This window comes from Stenotrophomonas sp. CFBP 13725 (assembly GCF_014841935.1).
Taxonomy (GTDB): Bacteria; Pseudomonadota; Gammaproteobacteria; order Xanthomonadales; family Xanthomonadaceae; genus Stenotrophomonas.
Window position 1 is genome coordinate 158,095 of record NZ_JACYUV010000005.1, and the last position, 23,333, is coordinate 181,427.

Sequence of the window (23,333 nt, forward strand, 5' to 3'; positions counted from 1 at the left end):
AACGCCTCCCTCAAGGCATCGTGCAGACATGGTAGACGGCGTTCGCAGGGCACGCCCCGCCTGCATACGTATTCATGACGCGGGCTGCCAGGCGCCCCTGACGGCTGGGCTATGGTCGGCGCAGTTCCTGCATTGCCCTGGGAGGGGAGATGTCACTGTTTTCGTTGTTGCTGCGTGGCCGAACCGCGCCTTGGCTGGGCATGGCCCTGCTGCTCGCCAGCCCGGTGCTGCTGGCTGCCACCCTGCCATCGGCCAGCGTGGAATCGCCTGCAAAGATCCTGAAAGTGACGCTGCAGGTGGATGGCGGCACCGCCCGCTACCAGGTGGAGCGACTCGGCGATGCCGTGGTGGAGGGGTCCAAGCTCGGCTTCGAGCTGCGGGATGGCCGGCTGGACCGCGACTTCGAGATCATCGGCAGCAGTACCCGCGCCTTCGATGAAACCTGGGAGCAGCCGTGGGGCGAGCGCCGCGTCACCCGCAACCACTACAACGAACTCACCGTATCGCTGCGCCAGACCGCCGGTGACAAGCGTCGGCTGGACGTGGTCTTCCGCGTCTATGACGACGGCGTTGGCTTCCGCTACGTGTTCCCGCAGCAGCCGGGAATGGCCGAGGCGATCATCGACGAAGAGCTGACCGAGTTCGCCATCGCCCAGCCGTCCACGGCCTGGTGGATCCCGGCCGGCGAGCCGATCCACTATGAGTACCTGTATGCGCGCACGCCACTGCAGGAAGTGCCGCTGGCACACACGCCGATCACCCTGCGCAGCCACTCCGGCCTGCACGTGGCCATCCACGAGGCAGCGCTGGTGGACTACGCCGGCATGTGGCTGCGGCGCACCGACGGCCAGCGCCTGCGCGCACAGCTTTCTCCATCGGCAGAGGGCTGGAAGGTCCGCCGCACCCTGCCCTTCAGCACGCCGTGGCGCACCCTGCAGATCGCTGACCGCGCCGGCGGGCTGGTGGAATCGGACCTGATCCTCAACCTCAATGAGCCCAATGCACTGGGTGATGTGAGCTGGGTCAAGCCGTCGAAGTACCTGGGCGTGTGGTGGTCGATGCACCTGGACGAAGAAAGCTGGGCCACTGGCCCGCGCCATGCCGCCACGACTGCGAAGACGAAGAAGGTGATTGATTTCGCCGCCGCCAGCGGCTTCCGCGGCGTGCTGGTGGAAGGCTGGAATCCCGGCTGGGACGGCCACTGGGTGGGCAACGGCTACGACTTCGACTTCACCCGCGCCACCCCGGATTTCGACATTGAAGCGCTGTCCGCCTACGGCGCACAGAAGGGCGTGCACCTGGTCGGCCACCACGAAACCGGCTGCGCCATCGAACACTATGAGGACCAGTTGGGCGCGGCGCTGGACCTCTATGCGCGCTTGGGCGTGGATTCTTTCAAGACCGGGTATGTCTGCGACGACGGCCAGGTGGACCGGCGCAACCCGGCCGGTGGCCCGCTGCTGCGCGAGTGGCACGACGGCCAGTTCATGGCCCGCCACCATCTGAAGGTAGTGCAGGAAGCGGCCGCGCGCCGACTGTCAGTGAACCCGCACGAGCCGATCAAAGACACTGGCCTGCGCCGTACTTATCCGAACTGGATATCCCGCGAAGGCGCGCGCGGCATGGAATACAACGCCTGGGGTCAGCCGCCCAATCCCCCGGAGCATGAGGTCAACCTGGTGTTCACCCGCATGCTGGCCGGGCCGATGGACTACACCCCCGGCATCCTGTCGTTGAAGGGACGCAACGGCCAGGCGATTCCCAGCACCCTCGCCCGCCAACTGGCGCTGTATGTGGTGCTGTACAGCCCGATCCAGATGGCTGCCGATCTGCCGGAGCACTATCTGCAGCACCGCGAAGCGTTCCAGTTCATCAAGGACGTCGCGGTGGACTGGGAACAGAGCCGCGTGCTGGACGGCGAGGTCGGCGACTTCGTCACCATCGTGCGCCGCGACCGCAACAGCCGTGACTGGTTCCTGGGCAGCATCACCGATGAACACGGCCGCGTGCTGCCGGTGTCGCTGGGCTTCCTGGAGCCGGGTGTGCGCTACCGCGCGGAGATCTATCGCGATGGCGACGGTGCGGATTTCCGCAGCACTCCTTTTGCATTCGCGCGCGAAACCCGCGAGGTCACCAGCGCCGACCAGCTCACCTTGACCCTCGGCCCCGGCGGCGGCCAGGCAATCCGCTTCATTCCGCTATGAAGGGCCACGCGCTGACGGCCAGCGGCCGTCACTACCCACACCCCGTCGCCGTCATCACCAACATGTAATCGCTTACACCGCCTGCAACTGCATTGAATACGTATGCAGGCTGATTCCACTACCCGGCGCGCTGCATACCATAGCGACGCAGTCAGCGGCCACCGTGCCGCGACCCGTATCGGCCGTGCCGGCGCGGACCACAACTAGATTCGGCAACATTGCCTGGGAGGGGAAATGTCGAACCACAAGCGCAACACGCTGTCATTGGCGCTGGCCGTCGCACTGTCACCGGTACTCGCATTCGCGCAGTCCACCACGTCCACCACCGCCGGCCAGACCGGTGCGTCAGCGACGAACCTGGACGCGGTGCAGGTCACCGGCATCCGCCGCGGCATCGAGAACGCCATCGCCGCAAAGCAGGACGCCACCTCGGTGGTGGAAGTGATCTCCGCCGAAGACATCGGCAAGCTGCCTGATGTCAGCATCGCCGAATCGCTCGCCCGCCTGCCGGGCCTGGCCGCCCAGCGTGTGGCTGGCCGTGCGCAGGTGATCAGCGTGCGCGGCCTGTCGCCCGACTTCGCCACCACCCTGCTCAATGGCCGCGAAGTGGTCAGCACCGGCGACAACCGCAGCGTGGAGTTCGACCAGTATCCGTCCGAGCTGGTCAACGGCGTGACCGTCTACAAGACCCCGGATGCGGCACTCGTCGGCCAGGGCCTGTCGGGCACCATCGACATGCAGACCGCGCGTCCCTTGAGTTTCCCGGACCGCGTGATCGCGGTGAGCGGGCGCTACCAGAAGAGCTCGCTGGGCGATGCCGCTGGCGTGGATGAGTTCGGCAACCGCTTCAGCGCGAGCTACATCGACCAGTTCCTCGACAAGACCCTGGGTATTGCCATCGGCTACGCGCACAGCGATATGCCCATCCAGGAAAACCAGGTCGGCCTGTACGAGCCGTGGACCACCGAGAACACCGACAACGGCAACCGCCCGGGCCTGGCACCCGGCGTGGCCTTCAGCGACGGCATCAAGGCGCTGCGCCGCACCGGCAACAACAAGCGCGACGGGCTGATGGCCACCGTCCAGTTCCGCCCATCCAACAGCTGGACCAGCACCTTCGATGCGTTCCACACCGAAGCCGAGCAGATCGATACGGCCAACCAGTTCGAGGTCAACCTCAGCAACTTCAATGGCGGTTACACGCCAGGCCTGCTGATCAGCAATCCGCAGGTGAATGCCGACGGCACCTTCGCGGGCGGCACGGCCAGTGGTGTCTATCCGCTGGTGCGCGGCATGTACAACAAGCGCGAAGACAAGATCGATGCGTTCGGCTGGAACAACGAGTTCACCTTCGGCAATGGCGTCAAGCTGGTGGCTGATGTGAACTACTCCAAGGCCACCCGCGATGAGCTGAACCTGGAAAACAACCTGCAGCTGACCCCGATGCCGCAGCTGGATACCATCGGCCTGGTGGTGAACCCGAACGGCTTCTCGCAGATCACCCCGGGCCTGGACTATTCCAACCCCGATGCGCTGTTCCTGACCAACACCATCTACGGCTCCGGCTACGGCAAGGTGCCCACGGTGGAAGACCGCCTGAAGGGCGCACGCGTCGCCCTGACGCTGCCCGCGCCGGAAGCGCTTTCCCCGGTATTCGCTGACTTCGATATCGGCGTCAACTACGCCGATCGCCAGAAGGACAAGACCCAGGCCGAGGGCAACATCCTGCTGGGGGCACAGGGGGATGCGAACATCGCCGCCGACCTGCAGCGTGACCGGGTCAACCTGGGCTTTGCCGGCATCGGCTATATCCCGGCCTGGAACGTTCCGGCGGCCGTGTCGCGCTACATGGTGTTCAATCCGGTCACCGACCTGGATTATCTGATCCCGAAGTCGTGGACGGTGCAGGAGAAAATCACCACCGCGTGGCTGCGCGCCAACATCAATACCGATATCGGCGTGGTGGGCGTGCGTGGCAACATCGGCGTGCAGATGCAGAATGCCGACCAGAGCTCGCAGTCGAACTACTTCGACCGCTCGCGTCCCGCTGGCCAGAACGTGCTGCCGATCGACGCCGGCAAGACCTACAACGATTGGCTGCCGAGCTTGAACCTGGCCTTCATGTTCCCGCACCAGCAGACCCTGCGTTTCGCTGCTGCCAAGCAGGTAGCGCGTCCGCGCGTGGACCAGATGCGCGCCGGCCTGGAGTTCGGCGTGGACACCGCCACTGGCCGTCCGGGTGGCAGCGGCGGCAATCCGCTGCTGGATCCGTGGCGTGCCACCGCGTTCGACCTGTCCTACGAAAAGTACTTCGCCGAGCGCGCCTACGTGGCCGCCGCCGTTTTCTATAAAGACTTGAAGAGCTACGTGTACACGCAGTCGGTGGATGACTATGACTTCTCCGACCTGCTGGCCAGCTATGTGCCGCCGCCGGGCATGGTGTCGCCGGTGCTGCAGACCGGCACGTTCTCCTCGCCGCAGAACGGCAAGGGCGGCACGCTGCGCGGCCTGGAACTGACTGCCTCGCTGCCGCTGGACATGTTCACCGAATCGCTGCGCGGCTTCGGCGTGCAGGCCAGTGCTACCTTCAATGACAGCGACATCGAGATCCTGGATCCGGAAAGCGCCTCCAGCGTCGGCAGCGACCCCATTGCCCTGCCCGGCCTGTCCGACCGCGTGTACAACTTCACCGCGTACTTCGAGCGTAATGGGTTCGAGGCACGCGTCAGCCAGCGTCGCCGGTCGGACTTCATCGGTGAGATCGGCAACTTCAACGGCAACCGCACGCTGCGCTACGTAGTCGGCGAGAACGTGACCGACGCGCAGGTCAGCTATACCTTCAGCGACAGCAGCACGATGGCCGGCCTGACGCTGCTGCTGCAGGGGACGAACCTGACCAACGAGCCGTACCGCACCTATGCCGGTACGACGGACCGGCCGCTGGAGTATGTGGAATGGGGCCGCACCTACATGCTGGGCGTGAACTACAAGTTCTGATCCGACCAGCGTAGAAACCTGCGGACAGGGCGCCACGATCTCGTGGCGCCCTTTTTCGCGTCAGTCGCAGATGAAGCCCAGCCTGCCGTTGCAGTTCCTCAGCTTCGGCAGCTCATGCAGCCGGATCTGTTCGCGATTGTTCTGCTCGCTTCCATCCGAGCGTGTGCAAGTTGCAGCGATGAAGCAGAAGTTGGGCTTATGGAACTTGGTGCGAAACAATGTGCACCCGTTCGCTGCCGCTTCTGACTCCTGGAAGGCGGCCTGGCATGCGGCATCACTGCTGCGCCCGGTTGGATCTCCCTCCGCGACATGCTGGGCGAAGACCGCCCCCGATACCACCACCGACAGCAATCCGATAAGCGTCGCGAATTTTTTCTGCATGACACATCCTCGATGAACAGCGTTTGGGGATGGACAGGATGCTTTCTCGTCACAAGCGCGTCTGCAGGAAAAACCCGCTAGGAACACCGGAATTTCAGCCCACATGGGCCTCGATGATTAGTAGTTCTGAGCTATCAAAGCGTTGAAACAAGAGGGCCCGCTGCCAGCGCAGCGGGCCCTCTTGGTTGAGTCAACCCGGGCAGCCCGCGACCAACTCGCCGTCCTTGTTCCACCAAAAAAGGGACGTCGCTTTTTACAGCGACGTCCCTCAAGTACCACCAACGGAGAAATCGTTCAGCCGATGCGTCGGCCGCAGAACACCGAGTGCGCGGGCAGCACCAGCTCGGTGCCATCGGTCATCCCCGCATCCGGCCCAGGGATCGCTACAGCCTGCCACAGGCCAGCGGGCAGCGCATGACGCACCGATACCCCCGAGAGGTTGAAGGCCAGCAGCAGCTGCTCATCGGCGAGGGTGCGCTGGAACAACAGGACCGGCTCGGCCGATTCAAGGAAGCTGATTGCGCCATGCAGCAGCACAGGCTGTGTCTTCCGCCAGGCGAGGAATGCGCGGAAGGCGGAGAGTACCGAGGCCGGGTCTTTCTCCTGGGTCGCCACGGAAACTTCCCGGTGTGCTTCTGGAATTGGCAGCCACGGGGTGCCCGTAGTGAAACCCGCCCGAGGATCGTCGTTCCAGGGCAGGGGCGTGCGGCAGCCATCACGTCCCTTGAAGTTCGGCCAGAACGTGATGCCATACGGGTCCTGCAGCGCCTCGAAGGGCACGTCCGCTTCGCCCAGGCCCAACTCTTCGCCCTGGTACAGGCAGATGGACCCGCGCAGCGAACACAGCATGGCCACCAGCATCCGCGCGAGGCGAGGATCGGCCGGATGGCCACCCCAGCGGGTCACCGCACGCTCGACGTCATGGTTGGAGATCGCCCAGCACGGCCAGCCCTCGGTCATCGCCGCTTCGAGGCGTGACACGGTTTCGCGGATATACGCTGCGCTGTAATCCTGTACCAGCAGTTCGAAGCTGTAGCCCATGTGCAGGCGGGTGTCGGTGGTGTATTCGGCGGTGGTAGCCAGCGAATCCTCAGACGATATCTCACCCAGGCTGACAGCCCCCGGATACTGGTCGAGCAGTGCGCGCAGGTCTTCCAGGAACGGCAGGTTCTCCGGCTGCGTATTGTTGAAATAGTGGTACTGGTAGGCGTACGGATTATCCGGACTGAAGCCACGCCCCACGCGTTTCTCCACCGGCTTGGGCGGGTTGTCACGCAACTGCGTGTCGTGGAAGCAGAAGTTGATCGCATCCAGGCGGAATCCGTCCACGCCGCGGTCCAGCCAGTAGCGGACATTCTCCAGCGTCGCATTCTGCACCTGCGGGTTGTGGAAATTGAGGTCCGGCTGCTCGGCGAAGAAATTGTGCAGGTAGTACTGCTGGCGCCGGGGTTCCCACTGCCACGCAACGCCGCCGAACAGCGACATCCAGTTGTTCGGTGGCGTGCCGTCTTCGCGCGGATCCACCCACACATACCAGTCCGCCTTCGGATTGCTGCGGTCCTGGCGGCTCTCCTGGAACCAGTCGTGTTCGCTGGAGGTATGGCTGAGGACCTGGTCGATCATGACCTTCAGCCCCAGCGCATGCGCCTTGGCCAGCAATCGGTCGAAGTCGTCCAGCGTGCCGAACAAGGGATCGACGTCGCGGTAGTCGGCAATGTCGTAGCCGAAATCCGCCATCGGTGACTTGAAGAACGGTGACACCCAGATCGCATCCACGCCCAGCGAGGCGATGTAGTCCAGGCGCTCGATGATGCCGGGCAGGTCGCCCACACCGTCACCGTTGGCATCGAGGAAACTCCGCGGGTAGATCTGATAGATCACGGCGCCGCGCCACCATGGCGTATTGGACATCTGGCCCCCCTCCGGGCTCTGTGGGCCAGCGCAGGGACGCGGGCCGGAATGCATCGGTGGAAGCTTAGCGGCGAGGGCCATGACAGGGGGCTGCCTGCATACGTATTCACGGCAAAGGCGGCCGGCCACTGCGCCGCACTCTCCACTCGCCGCGCCCATCCTGTCCTCATGCGCCCGAATTCACGGCCAGCGCCTATAATTGGCAGCGAGCCTTGAAGCCAGACCGCATGACCATTCTCGAAGACACCCGTGCCGCCCTGGGCTTGCCCCAGATCCAGTCGCTTGCTGCCGCCGACATGGCCGCCGTCGATGCCCTGATCCGGCGCCGGCTTTCTTCCGATGTGGTGCTGATCAACCAGATCGCCGACCACATCATCTCGGCCGGCGGCAAACGCCTGCGGCCGATGCTGGTGATGTTGGCCGGCCACGCGGTGGGCGGTTCGGGGCCGGAGCACCACCAGTTGGCGGCGATCATCGAGTTCATCCACACATCCACCCTGCTGCACGACGACGTGGTGGACGAATCCAGTCTTCGGCGTGGTCGCAGCACGGCAAACGCCTTGTGGGGCAACGCGCCGAGCGTGCTGGTGGGTGACTTCCTGTATTCGCGCAGCTTCCAGCTGATGGTGGAACTGGACCGGATGCCGGTCATGCAGATCCTGGCCGACACCACCAACCGCATCGCCGAAGGCGAAGTGCTGCAGCTGCTGCACGTCCACAACCCCGATACCGACGAAGCCGCCTACCTGCGGGTGATCGAGCGCAAGACGGCGGTGCTGTTCGCTGCGGGCACGCGTCTGGGCGCCCTCGCCAGCGGCGTTGACGCGGCCACCCAGCAGGCGCTGTACGACTACGGCATGAATCTCGGCTATGCCTTCCAGATTGCCGACGACGTGCTGGACTATTCGGCCAATGCGGATGAGCTGGGCAAGAACCTGGGCGACGACCTGGCCGAAGGCAAGGCCACCCTGCCGCTGATCCATGCCATGGCCCATTCCGACGAAAGCACCCGCCAGCGCCTGCGCAGCATCGTGCAGGATGGCGATGCCTCGGCGATGCCGGAGGTGCTGGCCGCCATCCACGCCACCGGCGGACTCGACTACAGCCGCGCCCGTGCCGAGGAATACGCCGCCGCCGCCGAGCGCGCCCTTGACGGCCTGGCCGACAACGACGCCGTCGCCGCCCTGCGCGGCCTGGCCCGCTACGCCGTACAGCGCAGCCACTGACCTAACCGATTGCGCCGCCCCATGGTTGGCGAGCGCAGCGGAGAACGCGTGGTCGCCAGCATCCCGCCGAGCATGGCTCGGCGCTACCAGGGCAGCCCCGGTCATCCGTAGCGCCGACCCATGGTCGGCGAGCGCAGCGGCGAGCGCGTGGTCGCCAGCATTCCGCCGAGCAGGGCTCGGCGCTACCACGGCAGCCCCGTAGCGCCGACCCATGGTCGGCGAGCGCAGCGGCGAACGCGTGGTCGCAAGCATTCCGCCGAGCATGGCTCGGCGCTACCGCGGCAGCACCCGGTCATCCGTAGCGCCGACCCATGGTCGGCGAGCGCAGCGAAGAACGCGTGGTCGCCAGCATCCCGCCGGGCATGGCTCGGCGCTACCACGGCAGCCCCGTAGCGCCGACCCATGGTCGGCGAGCGCAGCGGCGGGCGCGTGGTCGCCAGCATCCCGCCGGGCATGGCTCGGCGCTACCACGGCAGCCCCCGTAGCGCCGACCCATGGTCGGCGAGCGCAGCGGCGGGCGCGTAGTCGCCAGCATCCCGCCACCGCGCTCCTTCTTACAGGCCGATGCCGGGAATGGCGCTGATCAGGTCCGGATCGAAGCCGGCCAACTCCGCGAAGTGGCGGCCGCGGGCGACATAGTCGCGGTAGGCGCCGAAGCTGGGGGCACCTGGCGACAGCAGCACGACACCGCCCTCGCTGCCCAGCGCGTTGCGCGCCTGCTCCATTGCGTCCGCCAGATCCCGCGCGGCGTGCAGGCCGAATCGTCCTGCCTCGGACAGGGGCTGCAGCAGTGCATTGATGCGCGGGCCGTTGCTGCCCATCGTGACGACCGCCAGCGGAGGCTGGCCTTCCGCCATGTGGTGCACGAAATCACGCCAGTCCAGTCCGCGGTCATGACCTCCCACCAGCAGGGCAATGCGCTGCCCGGCGAAACACTCGAGCGCCGCCAGGCTGGCGTGCGGCGTGGTGCTGATCGAATCGTTGATGTAGACGATGCCGTCGCGCGCGCCGATCCGCTGCAGTCGGTTCGGCAGCGGCTGGAACGTCTCCACCGCAGGGGCCAGCGCCACGGCATCCAGACCGAGTGCTTCCAGCGCAGCCAGCACCGCGCACAGGTTGCCGCGGTTATGGCGTCCCGGCAGCGGCGTACGCGCGGTATCAAACACCGCCTGCGGCCCGCGATGGATGACGTCGCCGCGCATGTGCCAACCCGCCGGCTGGTTGAACCAGACCACCTCGCTGCCCGGCAGTGACAATGCCGCAAGATGCGGATCGGCTGCGTTGAGCACGGCAATGCGGGGTGCGCCCTCCGTCACCAGCGTCAACTTGTCGTCGATGTAGCGCTGTTCACTGCCGTGCCAGTCCAGATGCTCCGGGAACAGGTTCAGCACCACCGCGACCTGCGGGTGTGCGCCACTGCGCGCCACCTCACCCGTCTGATAGCTGGACAGCTCAACCGCCCAGTAGTCCGGCGCGGGATGCGGCTCCAGCACTTCCAGCAGGGGCAGGCCGATATTGCCGACCAGCCCGGTGCGATGACCCGCTGCGCGCAGCAGGTGCGCCAGCAGGGACGTGGTGGTGCTCTTGCCCTTGGTGCCGGTCACACAGATCGTGTTGTGCACCGTGCCGTCGGCTGCCGCGTGTTCGGCAAACCACAAGGCCGTGCCGCCGATGAACTGCGTGCCCTGCGCGGCTGCGGCCTGCGCCACCGGCAGGTACGGGCTGATGCCCGGCGACTTGATCACCACCTCGAAGTGGGCCAATGCGCTGGCGGTCGGCTCGCCACGCACGTCCAGCACATCGCGGGCTTCGGCACGTGCCGCGTCGATCTCGCTTTCAGGGCAGAACAGGGTCAGGGGCAGCGCCGGCAGCCGTGCGCGCAGGACGGCAAACGCCGCGCGCCCCTCGCGCCCCCATCCCCACAACGCGACTCGTTTGCCTTCAAGCTGTGAAATCTGCACGCACGTGCTCCCACAGTGCCGCGGGAATACGGTGCTCGCCCTGCAGCTCCAACAGCGGCTCCAGCGCCAGCTCGCTGGCATCCAGCTGCGGCAGGATCTCGTTGCAGAAGCGCTTCACCAGCGCATCTTCCTTCCAGTCCGCGCGGGTCGCCAGCGTCGCCATGGCGGCGCGCGATTCGGTGCCCTCGCCCACGCACTCGAAGGGTTTGTGGTCCTGGAATTCCAGCAGCGCGTCGAAACCGCCCGCCTGGTCGAGATCGTCCAGCAGATTGCGCCCGAAGATGCGCACCAGCCGCGCCTTGGACATGAACGGTGCAAGCGCCAGGAAGACGAAGTGGCATTTCGGGCAGACTCCGCACCAGCGGTTCACCGGCCGCTCGCCGAGTATGTGGAAGTTGCGGTTGCAGCTGGAGAAATGCGCGTCGTAGAAATCGGTCTTGGTGAACTGCCGTGCGACCGCCAGCTCGGACATCGGGCGCAGCAGCGAGTAGTACTGCAGGTCGGCGGCGACGTAGCGCTGCACGTGGTTGCCAAACGCCTGCTCGAACGCCCAGCCCTTCGACCACTGGTGGTTGACCTCGCCCGTGCCCGGAATCTGGCTGCCATAGCTGGCCGACCGCTCGTTGGAGAAGACCACCTGGTCGGCGCCCTGCAACAGGGCCGCCAGCACCATGATCGCCGAGTTCACCGCAGTGACGGGAATATGCCCGTTCCACGCGCCCTGGCGATTGAGTTCGAACAGCTCAGGTGCCAGTGCGCGACCCAGGTTCAAGGTCGGCAGGCCCGTGCGCTCTGCGCAGGCGCGGATCAGCTGCGAGCCCCCGATCCAGGTCACCGTTTCCTCGATGCCGGCACGGCGCAGCGCTTCGATGCTGACCAGCGAATCCTTACCGCCCCCAATCGCGACCAGCGCATGGGAACGCAGCCCCAGCGTCGGGGCGGCGACCTGTTCACCGTGCACGGGCAGGCGGAAACGCCCCCGCAGATCCAGTCCGTTGCGGTAGGCGAACTCACCCAACCCGTTCAGGTAGACGGTCTCCACCAGCGCCGCCGTGGCGGCGTCGATGCGGTAACCGTCGATGGTCACGGTGTCCGGCACTGCGGCCTTGTAGTAGCTGACGCCGGCGATCAGGTGCAGCAACTGCAGCGCGCGTTGTACCGCCGCGGCACGCTCGGGCTCCAGCACGAAGGGCGCGCCAGGCACGGTGATGGTCTCCACCATCTCCGGCCCCTGGTCGAAGGCATAGACCAGGCGGGCCACGCCGGTATCGACGGCGAAATCGCAGCGTACGAAACGGAAGCAGGCAACCTGATGTTTATCGAAAGCAGTCATTTTTTATCCGGGTGGGGCACGTGACGCGCAGACGCGCGGACGGTGTCGGCAAGCAGTCGCGCACGATTCATTCCAGTACGTCCTCGTGCGGCAGCTCGCGCTGGTTGTAGGTACTGGCCATGACGTACCCGTAGGCGCCGGTGTCGGCCACCAGCATCACATCATCCGGCGCGGTGGACACGGGCAGCTTGCGGCGCTTGCCAAAGACATCGCTGGACTCGCAGATCGGGCCCACGACATCGAATACCGCCTCGGCGTAGCCCCCCTGGCGGCTCAGGTTTTCGATGTCGTGCCACGCGTCGTACAGCGCAGGGCGGATCAGGGTGTTCATGCCCGCATCGAGTCCTACCCGGCGCACGCCGTCCTTCTCCACCACCTGCGTGGTGCGGGTCAGCAACACGCCCGATTCGGCCACCAGGTAACGGCCCGGCTCGATCGCCAGCCGGAATGCGGGATGCACGGCCTTGACCTCGGCCAGGCCGACGGCCCACGCCTCCAGGTCGAAGGGCTCGTCCTCTTCGCTGTACGGAATCGGCATGCCGCCACCGATATCGATGGTCTGCACCGTGCCGATGCGGCGCGCAAAGCCAGCCAGCTCGTCGCACATCAGGCGCCAGTGCTGGGCCGTCTCCACGCCACTGCCCAGGTGCGCATGCAGGCCGACCACGCTGGTGCCCAGCTCGGTCGCTACGCGGACGAACTCATCCACGCGCGACATCGGCAGGCCGAACTTCGATTCCTTGCCGCCGGTACGTACCTTGGCGTGGTGGCCCTCGCCACGGCCCAGGTCGACGCGCAGCCACAGTTCGCGGTTGCGGAACAGGTCGGGCCAGCGCTGCAGAGCCTCCACGTTGTCCACGGTCACGGTGACCCCGCGGGCGAAACCAGCTTCGTACTCGCTGCGCGGGCAGAAACTCGGGGTAAACAGCACGCGCTTGGGCGACAGGTCGGGCAGGACGTTGAAGACGTGCGTCAGTTCGCCCTGCGACACGCACTCCAGGCCGAAGCCCTCGGCTTCCAGTGTCTGCAGGATCGCCGGATGGCTGTTGGCCTTGATCGCGTAATAACGCTGGTCGATCGGGGTGATCGCCGCCAGCGCGCGGGCGCGGGCACGCACGGTGGGCAGGTGGTAAACGTAGCGCGGGGTGCCAGCCTCGGCCAGCTGCAGCAACTGCGCGCGATGCCCCCGCCACCACGGCGTGCCACGCGGGCGCACGGTGCCGGCGATCTCACGCCAGCGCGGTCCGAACACGGCGGTTTCTTCCACCGGCATGGCACCACTGTCGATCAGTTCGGCATGCAGAATCGGCAGCAGGCCGTCCGCGTCGGTCTCATCGATCACGAAGGTCAGGTTGAGGTCGTTGGACGACTGCGAAATCATGTGTACACGCTCGCGCCCGAACGTCGCCCAGACATCGGACAGCTTGTGCAGCAACGAACGCATGCCGCGGCCCACCAGCGTGATCGCCGCGCACGGCACGATGATCTTGACCTTGCAGATCTGCGACAGGTCCGCCGACAGCGCCGACAGCACATCGGTGTTGACCAGGTTCTCGGACGGGTCCAGCGAGACGGTGACGTTGGTTTCCGCCGACCCGATCAGGTCAACGGACAGCCCATGCTTCTTGAACAGCCCGAACACATCCGCCAGGAAGCCGACCTGCTGCCACATGCCGATGCCTTCCATCGACACCAGCACGATGCCGTTGCGGCGGCTGATCGCCTTGACGCCCGGCACCGGTGCGGCATCACCGTCGATGCTGGTACCCGGCAGCTCGGGACGTTCGGTGTCCAGGATCGCCATCGGCACGCCGGCGTCGCGACACGGCTTGATCGAGCGCGGGTGCAGCACCTTGGCGCCGGTGGTCGCGATTTCCTGCGCTTCGTAATAGTCCAGACGCGTCAGTAGACGCGCATCCGGCACATCCTTCGGGTTGGCGCTGAACATACCCGGCACGTCGGTCCAGATCTCCACCCGGCTGGCGCCCAGCAAAGCGCCGAAGTAAGCGGCCGAGGTATCCGAGCCACCGCGCCCCAGGATCGCGGTACCGCCGTCGGCATGCCGCGAGATGAAGCCCTGGGTGATCAGCAGGCGCGTTGGCTGCGCGCGGAAGCGCTGCGCCCAGTCCGCATTGGACTTCCACTCGCAGTTGACCGAAAGCCGCTGCGACCACGTGCTCTGGTTGGGCTGCGGCGGCAGTGCATCCAGCCACTCGCGAGCATCCATCCAGCCCATGTCCAGGCCGTTCTGGCGCAGGTAGGCGGCACCGATGCTGGAGGAGAGCAATTCGCCCTGCCCCAGTACCTCGGCCTGCCAGTCCAGCGTCCGCTCGCCGGCACGGGCATCGTCCAGCAGTGCCTGCAGGGCGCTGAGGCGTTCCGCCAGCACCGCACGTTCCAGGCCCAGTTCGTCCAGGAAGGCCTGGTGGCGTTCGACCAGCGCCGCCACGCGGTCGCGGCTGTCGGCCGCGCCATCGGCAATGGCGGTCAGCTCGTTGGTGACCCCGGACAGCGCCGAGACCACCACCAGGACGCGCGCGCCGGTTTCTTCCGCGCGTTTCTTCGCCAGTTTCCCGATCGTGTCCCAGCGATGGCGACGCGACACCGAGGTGCCGCCGAACTTGAGGACGATCCAGCGATCGACAGGAGAAGAAACAGGCATGGAAGTATTCTGGTCTAGGTGGGGAGCCCGCTCGCAGGGAGCGGAACCCCCGATTCTAAGCCCAAGAGACCGCCGATGACCGCTCACCGCTACCTCCAGCTCGATGTCTTCGCCCCGCAGCCCGGCACCGGCAACCCGCTCGGCGTGGTGTTTGACGCCGACCGGCTGACCACCGACGCCATGCAGGCACTGGCCGCGTGGCTGAACCTGTCCGAGACGGTGTTCTTCGTAACGCCGACCGTACCTGGGGCGGACTACCACATCCGCATCTTCACGCCTGGCAGTGAGCTGGCGTTCGCCGGCCACCCCAGCGTGGGCGCGGCATGGGCCGCGGTGACCAGCGGCTTGGCGAGCCCCCGCGAGGGACATCTGCTGCAGCAATGTGCCGCCGGCCTGCTGCCGGTGCGCGTGACCGGCGCGTCCGAAGCGCCTGTGATCCACCTCGCCAGCCCGCCGGCCCGCGCATGTTCGGTCGCGGCGGGAACGCTTCCGCAGACGCTGCAGGCAGTGGCCGGGCCTGACGCTCAGCCCGAACTGTGGGACAACGGACCGCGTTGGTGGCTGCTGGCAGCGCGCGACGCGGCCAGCGTCCGCGCTCTGCGACCGGACATGGCGGCGCTGCGTGACTGGACCAACGAAACCGCCGCGACGGGCGTGGCCGTGTTCGCGCCTGAGGCGTGCGACGGCCACGACCTGGTGGTGCGTGCCTTCTGCCCAGGCGATGCGGTGAACGTGCCTGAAGATCCGGTCACCGGCAGTGCCAACGCCTTGATCGCCAGCGTGCTCGCCCAGCGCGGCCAGCTACCCGGCCAGGACGGGCGTTACATCGCCAGCCAGGGCCGCGAGGTCGGCCGCGACGGTCGTGTCCACCTGCATGTCGACAGCACCGGTGTCGCCTGGATCGGGGGCCACGTGCAGCCGATCATCGACGGCACGGTGCACTGGTAAGCTGCGCGGCCACCCCATGGAGCGTTGCCGATGACCACCCGCCGATTCCTGCAGATGGATGTCTTCTCCACCGGTGCCGGAACGGGAAATCCGCTGGCCGTGGTCCTCGATGCCGAGGGCCTGGATGACGCGGCCATGCAGGCCATCGCCCGCTGGACCCGGTTGCCGGAAACCACCTTCGTGCTGCCCGCCGTCGATGCGGCCAGCAGCTACCGGCTGCGCATGTTCAGCCCGCAGAAAGAGGTGCCCTTCGCGGGCCATCCCAGCATCGGAACCGCGCATGCCGTGATCGAAGCCGGGCTGGCGTCGCCGCGGGAGGGCCTGCTGGTGCAGGACGGCATCGCCGGCCGGTTGCCGCTGCGCGTGGAGGGGGAAGGACATGAACGCCGTATCGCTATCCGCACGCCACGTGCTTCAGTCGCTGAAGTCGTGGACGCCTCCGATCCGCGCCTGGCCGCTGCCATCGCGGGCTGGCCGCTGGGCACCCTGCCGCCGGCGCGCATGCAGGGCGGCCGCAGTTGGTGGGTCGTCGAGGTGGCCGAAGAATCTGCGTTGCGCGCCCTGACGCCGGACTGGGACGCCGTGGCGGCGCTGGCGGAGGACACCGGAAGCATGGGCGTGTTTGCCTACGCCCGGTCTTCCGGCCAGCCGTGGGATGTCGCGGTGCGGGCGTTCGTCGGGAACGGAAGGCGCTTCGAAGATGCCGCGTCGGGCGCGGCGAATGCCGTGTTGGCAGCGTGGCTGGATGAGCGCGACGCCATGCCGCGCGGGCAACGCGAGTACACGGCCAGCCAGGGTCGCGAAGTGGGTCACTATGCGCGCCTGCACCTGGCTGTGGATGATGCGGGCGAGGTCTGGTCCGGTGGCCAGATCCTGACGGTGATCCGCGGCACCATCGACTGGTAGGCGGCATGCTGATGCGGTGGGGAGTGACAGCGAGCGGCCGTCACTCCCGTTGATCAGTCAGTCGAGCAGCTTGGCGTCCAACGTCACCGGCACAGCGCTCAGTGCTTTCGACACCGGGCAGTTCTGCTTGGCATCTTCGGCGATCGCACGGAACTTCTCCGCTTCGATCCCCGGCACCTTGGCTTCGACCTTCAAGGTGATCTGGGAGAGCTGCGGCCCGCCTTCCATCGACAGGTCGACTTTGGCTTCGGTATCGAGCGAGGCCGGCGGAAAGCCCGCTTCGGTCAGTTTGGCCGACAGGGCCATGGTGAAGCAGCCTGCATGTGCGGCAGCGATCAATTCTTCCGGGTTGGTGCCCTTCTCATCACCGAAGCGGCTGCTGAAGGCATAACGGGTTTTGTCCATCAAGCCACTCTGCGGCGTGCTCAATTGTCCCTTGCCTGTCTTCAGGTCACCTTCCCAGTGCGCGGTAGCGTGGCGCGAAATGCCCATTGCATGACTCCTTCGGTTGGATTCGGGACCACCCTACCCACCGCGCCGTTAGCGCAGCGTCGGCTGCTGCAACGCCACGATGAAGGTCCGCCGACGAACGGCGTGCGCGTGCTGCGCGCCCTGCCGGATTTCCGCGCAGCGTGGTTTTTCCGAGCAAATTCCACGCCTTCCACCGTCCCGCGCATGCGGCGTGCAGCTGAGCGCCCCCCGACCAAGGTCGAGTGATCGCGAAAAAAGCAGGCTTTTCCGCGTATAACCTATTGGCGGCGCCTTGTAGTTGCCCTACATTGCGTTTGCCGACGGGGTCGGCATGACCACACAACCAACCGTTTACGGAACAGGAAACCATGGCAAAGACCGCTAAGAAGGCTGCCCCGAAGAAGGCAGTAAAGAAAGTCGCGACCAAGGCAGCTGCCAAGCCGGCCGCGCCGAAGCCGATCAAGGAAGTGCTGACCAAGTCGGGCCTGGTTGCACACATCGTGGAAGCCTCCGGCGTTGTCGCCAAGGATGTCCGCGCTGTACTGGCCTCGCTGGAAAGCGCCGTCGCCTCGTCGGTCCACAAGAAGGGCGCTGGCAGCTTCACCCTGCCGGGCCTGCTGAAGATCTCCACCGTCAGCGTCGCCGCCAAGCCGAAGCGCAAGGGCATCAACCCTTTCACCAAGGAAGAGCAGTGGTTTGCTGCCAAGCCGGCCACCACCAAGCTGAAGGTGCGTCCGCTGAAGAAGCTCAAGGACGCCGCGCTCTGATCGCGTAGGCATACCGGGTTTCACCGCGAACGGGACGGCTCAGGCTGTCCCGTTCGTCGTTGTGGACCGCGATGCGGCCCCGCGCAACACAGTGTGCCGCCGGCTCGCGTTTCGCTGCGCTGCACCTCGTTGGCCTTGCCGTGCAAGGTTGGCACCGCTTCCGCGGATGCCCGCTGGCGGGATGGTGGAACACTGCGTGCAGCCGGCTTGGTCGTCGCCCTGTCCTGACAGCCCTATGGTGGTCGCACCCCCCAACGGATGCCCGCCATGGCCAGCCCCTCCACCCGCTACCGCCTCACTGTCACCCCGATTGAAAAGGACGGCATCCAGTGCAGCGGGCGCTGCACCATCGAGCTGGAGCACCGTGCGCAGAACGACTGGATGCGCCAGCTGGAGCGCGCGCCGCGACTGGCCGGTTTCAGCGGAGATGAGCGCGCGTCGGTATTGGTCGCCACGCAGATCCTGCGCGATGTGCTGGACCGGCATGCCGATGAGTCCGGTCACCCGCTTGTCGCCCATGCCGGATCACTGCGCGACGCATTGGATATTCTGGATGCCCTGCACCGCCCTGCCTGAGCTCTACGCTGTCTAGACTGTGCGCTGGCCAACCGGGATCTCGGGAATGACGAAGCGCGCTATCTGGTCTGTACCCGCGATGCTGATCCTGCTGTGCGCGTGCCAGCGGGTTGCCGACCCCACGCCGACGCGAAGCCCCGGTGAAAGCGAGAGCCCCAGCAAGGCCGCTGACACGCAGCAGGCGACCTCCGCAGCGCCGGTGCGGCCCGTGTCGCTGCCGCTGCTGTCTGCGCTGCCGCCCAGCGCGCAGGACCCGGGCGGGGTGGTGCGCGACTATGCCGTGCAGCTGCTGAAGCGCGATACGAGGGCGGCCGATGCGGCGTGGATGGTGCCCCCGCCCCCCGGCCGTGCCGATGATGCCGCCCTGCGTGAGCTGCGCGACGTGCTCACCCTGCGCGTGGACACGCAGTCGCCGCTGGCGCGCGACCAGCAACAGCCCAGCCATCTGATCGAAGTACCGGTGCGGGTACGTGCGGTCACATCGACGGGCACGCTCCGCTATACCGGCTGGTACCGGTTGGTCCCCGACACTGCACGTAACGCCTGGTTGATCCACTCGGCCAGCCTGCAGCCGGTGCTCGACTGAGCGCGTTGTCCACGCGCCGTTCAGTGCAGCGGGCTATCTTTCCCCCTGTCCTTCTCTTTTCTGGCCACGACCATGCGTCTTCGTCCCATGCTTACCCGGTTTGCCACGGCCACCGTGCTGGTTGCCGCCGCCATCGGCGCGCAGGCCGCCCCGTCCATCGACGGGCGTCAGCTGTCTGTCGGCGCCGGCGATGTGCAGGAGTATCTGGAGAGCAGCTTCCCACGCACCCAGGAGGCACTGGGCGGCTTGATCGCCCTGACCATGAGCCACCCACAGCTGAGCCTGCCCGCCGGTGAGCGCCTCAACCTGGGCATGGACGTTGCACTGGCCACCGCCGGTGGGGCGCCGGCCAAGCTCGGCACGGTCAAGCTGAGCAGTGGGCTGCGCTACGACCAGCAGACCCAGGGTTTCCACCTGCAGCAGCCGAGCATGGATGATTTCGTGCCTGCGCAGCAGGGTGCACGGCTCGACTCACGCACCCGTTCGCTGCTCAATGCGTGGCTGACCGACTACGCGCAGCGCGAGCCGATCTACAAGATCGACCCGGCCGTCGCCGGGTTGTTGGGCACCTTGCAGGTGCAGTCGGCACAAGTGAAGGACGGCCGCCTGCAGGTCACGTTCAACCAGGATCTCGGCACGATGGTGCCGGCGGGCCTGCTGGGGCGCTGAGCCTGGTTGGATGGCAAAACGCCGAGCATGGGGCTCGGCGCTACGCTCTCCGATCAGCCTTCCAGCGCCTTGGCAACGGCCTCGCTGAAGGCGGGGATGTCGTCCGGCTTGCGGCTGGTGATCAGCTGCCCGTCGACCACCACCTCGGCATCGCGCCACTGCGCGCCTGCATTCTCCAGGTCGCGGCGCACCGACGGCCACGAGGTCACCTGCTTGCCCTTCGCCAGGCCGCTGTCGATCAGCAGCCACGGGGCATGGCAGATGGCGGCGATCGGCTTGCCCGCTTTCGCGAATGCTTCGATGAACGCCAACGCGTCCTTCTCGATGCGCAACACGTCCGGATTCATCTGCCCGCCGGGCAGCACCAGCGCGTCGAAGTCCCCGGCATCAGCGCCGGACAGCGCCAGATCCACCTTGACCGCGTCGCCCCAGTCTTTTTCTTTCCAGCCCTTGATGCTGTCTTCTTTGGCAGGTGACACGACCGTGGTCTTCGCACCCCAGCCCTCGAGCAGCTTCTTCGGCTCGGTCAGCTCGGACTGCTCGAACCCGTGGGTGGCGAGGATGGCGACCTTCTTGCCTTCGAGACGCTGTGCCATGGGAATGCTCCTGGGAAATGGAGCCCCAGCATCACCGCCGGCGCATTTTCCGGCAGTGATACGGATGTGGACGGCGCGTGCGGATCAGCGCTTGGGCTGCAGCATCGTGCCGGTGCACTTCTTCGACCCGCAGCGGCATTCCCATACCTTCTTCAGGCGCGCAGTGTGCCGCTCGGCCAGGGTAATGCCGTAGTTGTAGACCAGCTCTTCGCCCGGTGCGATGTCACGCAGGGCTTCGATGAACACTTTGTCCTCACGCGAATTGCCCTCCTCGCTTTCTTCGATCAACGCTTCGCAGTTGGGATCGCAACTGTGGTTCATCCAGCGCGCCTCATTGCCTTTGTAGTTGGCATCGATCACGTAGTCGTCGTTCAGCGTGAACAGGAAGGTATGCCCGCTTTCCACGTCACCACTGTCGTCTGCGTCCACGTCGGCATGGCTGCGCAGCAGGCCCTTGTACTGGATCACCCGCTCCCCCTGCTTCAGCGGTGCGATGGCGAACACGCCGTTGCCATGGATGGCGGATTTGCGGGCTTTGATCTTCTTCGGCATGGGCGCGGGCGCGTTGTGGACAGTGGGACGTTGATTCTCCCTTAATCTTCGTGATTGCCAAAATCCGGGCCATGTCCCACCATTCGTGCGCCCCGCCGCAGCCACGCGCCCATCGCGGGGTTACAGTCCAACTTGGACGCCGGCGAAGAAAAGCGTACAATTTCGGTCCGCTTTGCAGAACAGCCGCAGACCCCATGCTTCGCGTCACCAAGCTCACCGATTACGCCACCGTCGTGCTGACCGTGCTCGCTGCCCGTCCGAGCGAAGTCCTCAGCGCGACCGAACTGGCCGAGTTCACAGGTCTGGAACCGCCCACCGTCAGCAAGGTCCTCAAGCCGTTGGCCCAGGCCGGGCTGGTCGAAGGCCTGCGCGGCGTGCGCGGCGGCTACCGCCTCACCCGCACCCCGGGCGATATCTCACTGTTCGAGGTCGTGGAAGCAATGGAAGGGCCGCTGGCACTGACCGAATGCAGCCATGACAACCATCAGTGCGGCATGGCCCCCAAATGCGGTGCGCGCAGCAGTTGGCGGCTGATCAACGACGTGGTGTCCGAGGCACTGCGTGCGGTCACGCTCGCCCAGATTCTCTCCCCTCATCCCCTTGTTGACGACTCCCAGCGCCGCGCCATCGCGGCCGCTGTCGTCTCCTGATTTACAGGCAGCCCCCATGGCCACCGACATCATCGACACCGTCGCCACCGGCGACACGCCCAACCGCGAGATCCACGAGCAGCTCGGCCGCAAGTATTCGGCCGGCTTCATCACGGACATCGAATCGGACTCCCTGCCACCGGGCCTGGACGAGGACACCATCCGCGCCCTGTCGGCGAAGAAGGAAGAGCCCGAGTGGATGACCCAGTGGCGGCTTGAAGCCTACCGCCACTTCCTCACCATGCCGATGCCGGACTGGGCGAAGCTGAAGATCGCGCCGATCGACCTGCAGGGCCTGAGCTACTACTCCGCGCCGAAGGGCCCGAAGTATGCCTCGCTGGACGACGTGCCGAAGGAGCTGCTCGATACCTACGACAAGCTGGGCGTGCCGCTGCACGAGCGCGCCAGGCTGGCCGGCGTGGCGGTGGATGCGGTGTTCGACTCGGTCTCTGTCGGCACCACCTTCCGCAAGGAGCTGGCTGAAAAAGGCGTGATCTTCTGCTCGATGTCCGAGGCCATCAAGGAGTATCCGGACCTGGTGCGGCAGTACCTGGGCACGGTGGTGCCGGTGGGTGACAACTACTTCGCCGCACTGAACTCGGCCGTGTTCTCCGATGGCAGCTTCGTGTTCATCCCCAAGGGCGTGCGTTGCCCGATGGAGCTGAGCACCTATTTCCGCATCAATGCGGGCCATACCGGCCAGTTCGAGCGCACCCTGATCATCTGCGAAGACCAGGCCTACGTGTCCTACCTGGAAGGCTGCACCGCGCCGATGCGCGACGAAAACCAGCTGCATGCCGCCGTGGTGGAACTGGTGACGCTGGACGATGCCGAGATCAAATACTCCACGGTGCAGAACTGGTACCCGGGTGATGAGAACGGAGTGGGCGGCATCTACAACTTCGTGACCAAGCGCGCCGAGTGCCGTGGTGCCCGCAGCAAGGTCACCTGGACGCAGGTGGAAACCGGTTCGGCGATCACCTGGAAGTATCCTTCCTGCGTGCTGCTGGGCGACGACTCGGTCGGCGAGTTCCACTCCGTGGCGCTGACCCACCATCGCCAGCAGGCTGACACCGGCACCAAGATGATCCACGTCGGCAAGCGCACCAAGAGCAAGATCATCAGCAAGGGCATCAGCGCCGGCCACGGCCAGAACACCTACCGCGGGCTGGTCAAGATCGAGCGCGGCGCTGACGGGGCACGCAACTACACCCAGTGCGATTCGCTGCTGATCGGCAAGAAGTGCGGTGCCCATACCTTCCCGTACATCGAGGTCAAGAATCCGGGCGCGACGGTCGAGCACGAGGCCACCACCTCGAAAATCTCCGACGACCAGCTGTTCTATTGCCGGGCGCGAGGCATCAGCCAGGAAGACGCGGTATCGCTGATCGTCGACGGCTTCTGCAAGCAGGTGTTCCGCGAACTGCCCATGGAGTTCGCCGTCGAAGCCAAGAAGCTGCTGGACGTGTCGCTGGAAGGTTCAGTCGGATGATCCGTGTCCTGATCAGTCTGTGCCTGCTGCTGGGCGCAGCGGCACCTGCGGCCGCGCAACCGGTGGCGTGCGATCCGGGCGGCAGCCAGCTTGAGCTCAATGCCTGCGCGGACCGCGAATTCAAGCAGGCAGACGACGAATTGAATGCCGCGTATCGGCAGATCCTGGCCAAGCTGGCCAACGAACCCGTGGCGCTGGCGAAGATGAAAGCCGCCCAGCGGGTGTGGATCCAGCTGCGCGATGCCGACCTGGAAGCGCGCTACCCCGTGGGTGCCGACGAAAACCCGCGTTTCCTGTACGGCTCGATGTACCCGATGCTGTACTCCGACGCCAAGGCGGCGCTGACCCGTGCGCGTACCGCCTACCTGCGTAAAGAATTCCTCGAGCGCAGCGAATACGACCTCTGAGTCGCGCTGCCTCCAGCCCCCTATCTGACAAGACGATT

The 23,333-nt window shown here is 66.0% G+C and carries 20 protein-coding genes; 12 read left to right on the forward strand and 8 right to left on the reverse strand.

Going from position 1 to position 23,333, the window contains the following annotated elements:
- Positions 1 to 200 precede the first annotated feature (200 nt).
- Both IFT65_RS10930 and IFT65_RS10935 read left to right on the forward strand, forming a co-directional pair.
- On the forward strand, positions 201 to 2,204 hold the full coding sequence (locus IFT65_RS10930; RefSeq protein WP_249405142.1) for a glycoside hydrolase family 97 protein: 2,004 nt from the start codon (positions 201 to 203) through the stop codon (positions 2,202 to 2,204).
- A gap of 234 nt (positions 2,205 to 2,438) precedes the next feature.
- Complete coding sequence (locus IFT65_RS10935; RefSeq protein ID WP_192081456.1) at positions 2,439 to 5,201, forward strand: TonB-dependent receptor; 2,763 nt, start codon at positions 2,439 to 2,441, stop codon at positions 5,199 to 5,201.
- A gap of 60 nt (positions 5,202 to 5,261) precedes the next feature.
- Here IFT65_RS10935 and IFT65_RS10940 read toward each other — a convergent pair whose 3' ends face one another.
- Together IFT65_RS10940 and IFT65_RS10945 are read right to left on the reverse strand one after the other, a co-directional pair.
- Positions 5,262 to 5,582 (reverse strand): hypothetical protein, encoded by a 321-nt coding sequence (locus tag IFT65_RS10940; RefSeq protein WP_192081457.1) that lies wholly within the window; start codon positions 5,580 to 5,582, stop codon positions 5,262 to 5,264.
- Positions 5,583 to 5,876: 294 nt separating this feature from the next.
- On the reverse strand, positions 5,877 to 7,493 hold the full coding sequence (locus IFT65_RS10945; protein WP_192081458.1) for an alpha-amylase family glycosyl hydrolase: 1,617 nt from the start codon (positions 7,491 to 7,493) through the stop codon (positions 5,877 to 5,879).
- Between the two features lie 227 nt (positions 7,494 to 7,720).
- Here IFT65_RS10945 and IFT65_RS10950 point away from each other — a divergent pair, with 227 nt between their 5' ends.
- Positions 7,721 to 8,719 carry a polyprenyl synthetase family protein gene (locus tag IFT65_RS10950; RefSeq protein ID WP_188326440.1) on the forward strand — a complete coding sequence of 333 codons (999 nt, stop codon included), beginning with the start codon at positions 7,721 to 7,723 and terminating at the stop codon, positions 8,717 to 8,719.
- Between the two features lie 554 nt (positions 8,720 to 9,273).
- On the opposite strand, the gene murD is transcribed toward IFT65_RS10950, so the two are convergent.
- From murD to IFT65_RS10965, 3 genes are all read right to left on the reverse strand, one after another.
- Positions 9,274 to 10,680: a UDP-N-acetylmuramoyl-L-alanine--D-glutamate ligase gene (gene murD / locus IFT65_RS10955; RefSeq protein ID WP_192081459.1), complete on the reverse strand. Its 1,407-nt coding sequence runs from the start codon at positions 10,678 to 10,680 to the stop codon at positions 9,274 to 9,276.
- On the reverse strand, positions 10,661 to 12,013 hold the full coding sequence (murL, locus tag IFT65_RS10960; RefSeq protein ID WP_192081460.1) for a UDP-N-acetyl-alpha-D-muramoyl-L-alanyl-L-glutamate epimerase: 1,353 nt from the start codon (positions 12,011 to 12,013) through the stop codon (positions 10,661 to 10,663). The genes murD and murL overlap by 20 nt, the downstream gene beginning before the upstream one ends.
- 67 nt (positions 12,014 to 12,080) lie before the next feature.
- Positions 12,081 to 14,675 carry a bifunctional aspartate kinase/diaminopimelate decarboxylase gene (locus tag IFT65_RS10965; RefSeq protein WP_192081461.1) on the reverse strand — a complete coding sequence of 865 codons (2,595 nt, stop codon included), beginning with the start codon at positions 14,673 to 14,675 and terminating at the stop codon, positions 12,081 to 12,083.
- 75 nt (positions 14,676 to 14,750) lie between these two features.
- Here IFT65_RS10965 and IFT65_RS10970 point away from each other — a divergent pair, with 75 nt between their 5' ends.
- Positions 14,751 to 15,623 carry a PhzF family phenazine biosynthesis protein gene (locus IFT65_RS10970; protein ID WP_192081462.1) on the forward strand — a complete coding sequence of 291 codons (873 nt, stop codon included), beginning with the start codon at positions 14,751 to 14,753 and terminating at the stop codon, positions 15,621 to 15,623.
- Between the two features lie 30 nt (positions 15,624 to 15,653).
- Complete coding sequence (locus tag IFT65_RS10975; RefSeq protein ID WP_192081463.1) at positions 15,654 to 16,529, forward strand: PhzF family phenazine biosynthesis protein; 876 nt, start codon at positions 15,654 to 15,656, stop codon at positions 16,527 to 16,529.
- Between the two features lie 57 nt (positions 16,530 to 16,586).
- On the opposite strand, the gene IFT65_RS10980 is transcribed toward IFT65_RS10975, so the two are convergent.
- Positions 16,587 to 17,021, reverse strand: coding sequence for an OsmC family protein (locus IFT65_RS10980; RefSeq protein ID WP_192081464.1), 435 nt, complete (start codon positions 17,019 to 17,021; stop codon positions 16,587 to 16,589).
- A 347-nt stretch (positions 17,022 to 17,368) separates the two neighbouring features.
- On the opposite strand from IFT65_RS10980, the gene IFT65_RS10985 reads away from it, so the two are divergent.
- The 4 genes from IFT65_RS10985 to IFT65_RS11000 all read left to right on the forward strand — a co-directional run bounded on the left by IFT65_RS10985 (position 17,369) and on the right by IFT65_RS11000 (position 19,598).
- The gene (locus IFT65_RS10985) at positions 17,369 to 17,767 is read left to right on the forward strand and encodes an HU family DNA-binding protein (protein ID WP_188326433.1); all 399 of its coding nucleotides are present in this window, start codon (positions 17,369 to 17,371) and stop codon (positions 17,765 to 17,767) included.
- 267 nt (positions 17,768 to 18,034) lie between these two features.
- Positions 18,035 to 18,343, forward strand: coding sequence for a DUF3861 family protein (locus tag IFT65_RS10990; RefSeq protein WP_188326432.1), 309 nt, complete (start codon positions 18,035 to 18,037; stop codon positions 18,341 to 18,343).
- 46 nt (positions 18,344 to 18,389) lie between these two features.
- The gene (locus tag IFT65_RS10995) at positions 18,390 to 18,929 is read left to right on the forward strand and encodes a hypothetical protein (RefSeq protein WP_192081465.1); all 540 of its coding nucleotides are present in this window, start codon (positions 18,390 to 18,392) and stop codon (positions 18,927 to 18,929) included.
- Positions 18,930 to 19,001: 72 nt separating this feature from the next.
- Complete coding sequence (locus IFT65_RS11000; protein WP_192081466.1) at positions 19,002 to 19,598, forward strand: DUF1439 domain-containing protein; 597 nt, start codon at positions 19,002 to 19,004, stop codon at positions 19,596 to 19,598.
- Positions 19,599 to 19,651: 53 nt separating this feature from the next.
- On the opposite strand, the gene IFT65_RS11005 is transcribed toward IFT65_RS11000, so the two are convergent.
- Together IFT65_RS11005 and IFT65_RS11010 are read right to left on the reverse strand one after the other, a co-directional pair.
- On the reverse strand, positions 19,652 to 20,194 hold the full coding sequence (locus IFT65_RS11005) for a type 1 glutamine amidotransferase domain-containing protein (RefSeq protein ID WP_188326429.1): 543 nt from the start codon (positions 20,192 to 20,194) through the stop codon (positions 19,652 to 19,654).
- Positions 20,195 to 20,278: 84 nt separating this feature from the next.
- Positions 20,279 to 20,746, reverse strand: coding sequence for an SET domain-containing protein-lysine N-methyltransferase (locus IFT65_RS11010; protein WP_188326428.1), 468 nt, complete (start codon positions 20,744 to 20,746; stop codon positions 20,279 to 20,281).
- Positions 20,747 to 20,940: 194 nt separating this feature from the next.
- Here IFT65_RS11010 and IFT65_RS11015 point away from each other — a divergent pair, with 194 nt between their 5' ends.
- Genes IFT65_RS11015 through IFT65_RS11025 form a run of 3 tightly spaced genes read left to right on the forward strand, consistent with a single transcriptional unit; the run spans position 20,941 to position 23,295 of the window.
- A complete protein-coding gene (locus tag IFT65_RS11015) occupies positions 20,941 to 21,396 on the forward strand; it encodes an SUF system Fe-S cluster assembly regulator (RefSeq protein ID WP_188326427.1) in 456 nt (151 codons plus the stop codon).
- Positions 21,397 to 21,412: 16 nt separating this feature from the next.
- Entirely contained in the window at positions 21,413 to 22,888 is a 1,476-nt protein-coding gene (gene sufB, locus IFT65_RS11020; RefSeq protein ID WP_192081467.1) for a Fe-S cluster assembly protein SufB, read from the forward strand.
- A complete protein-coding gene (locus tag IFT65_RS11025) occupies positions 22,885 to 23,295 on the forward strand; it encodes a lysozyme inhibitor LprI family protein (RefSeq protein WP_197974090.1) in 411 nt (136 codons plus the stop codon). Before sufB ends, IFT65_RS11025 begins: the two co-directional genes overlap by 4 nt.
- Positions 23,296 to 23,333 lie beyond the last annotated feature (38 nt).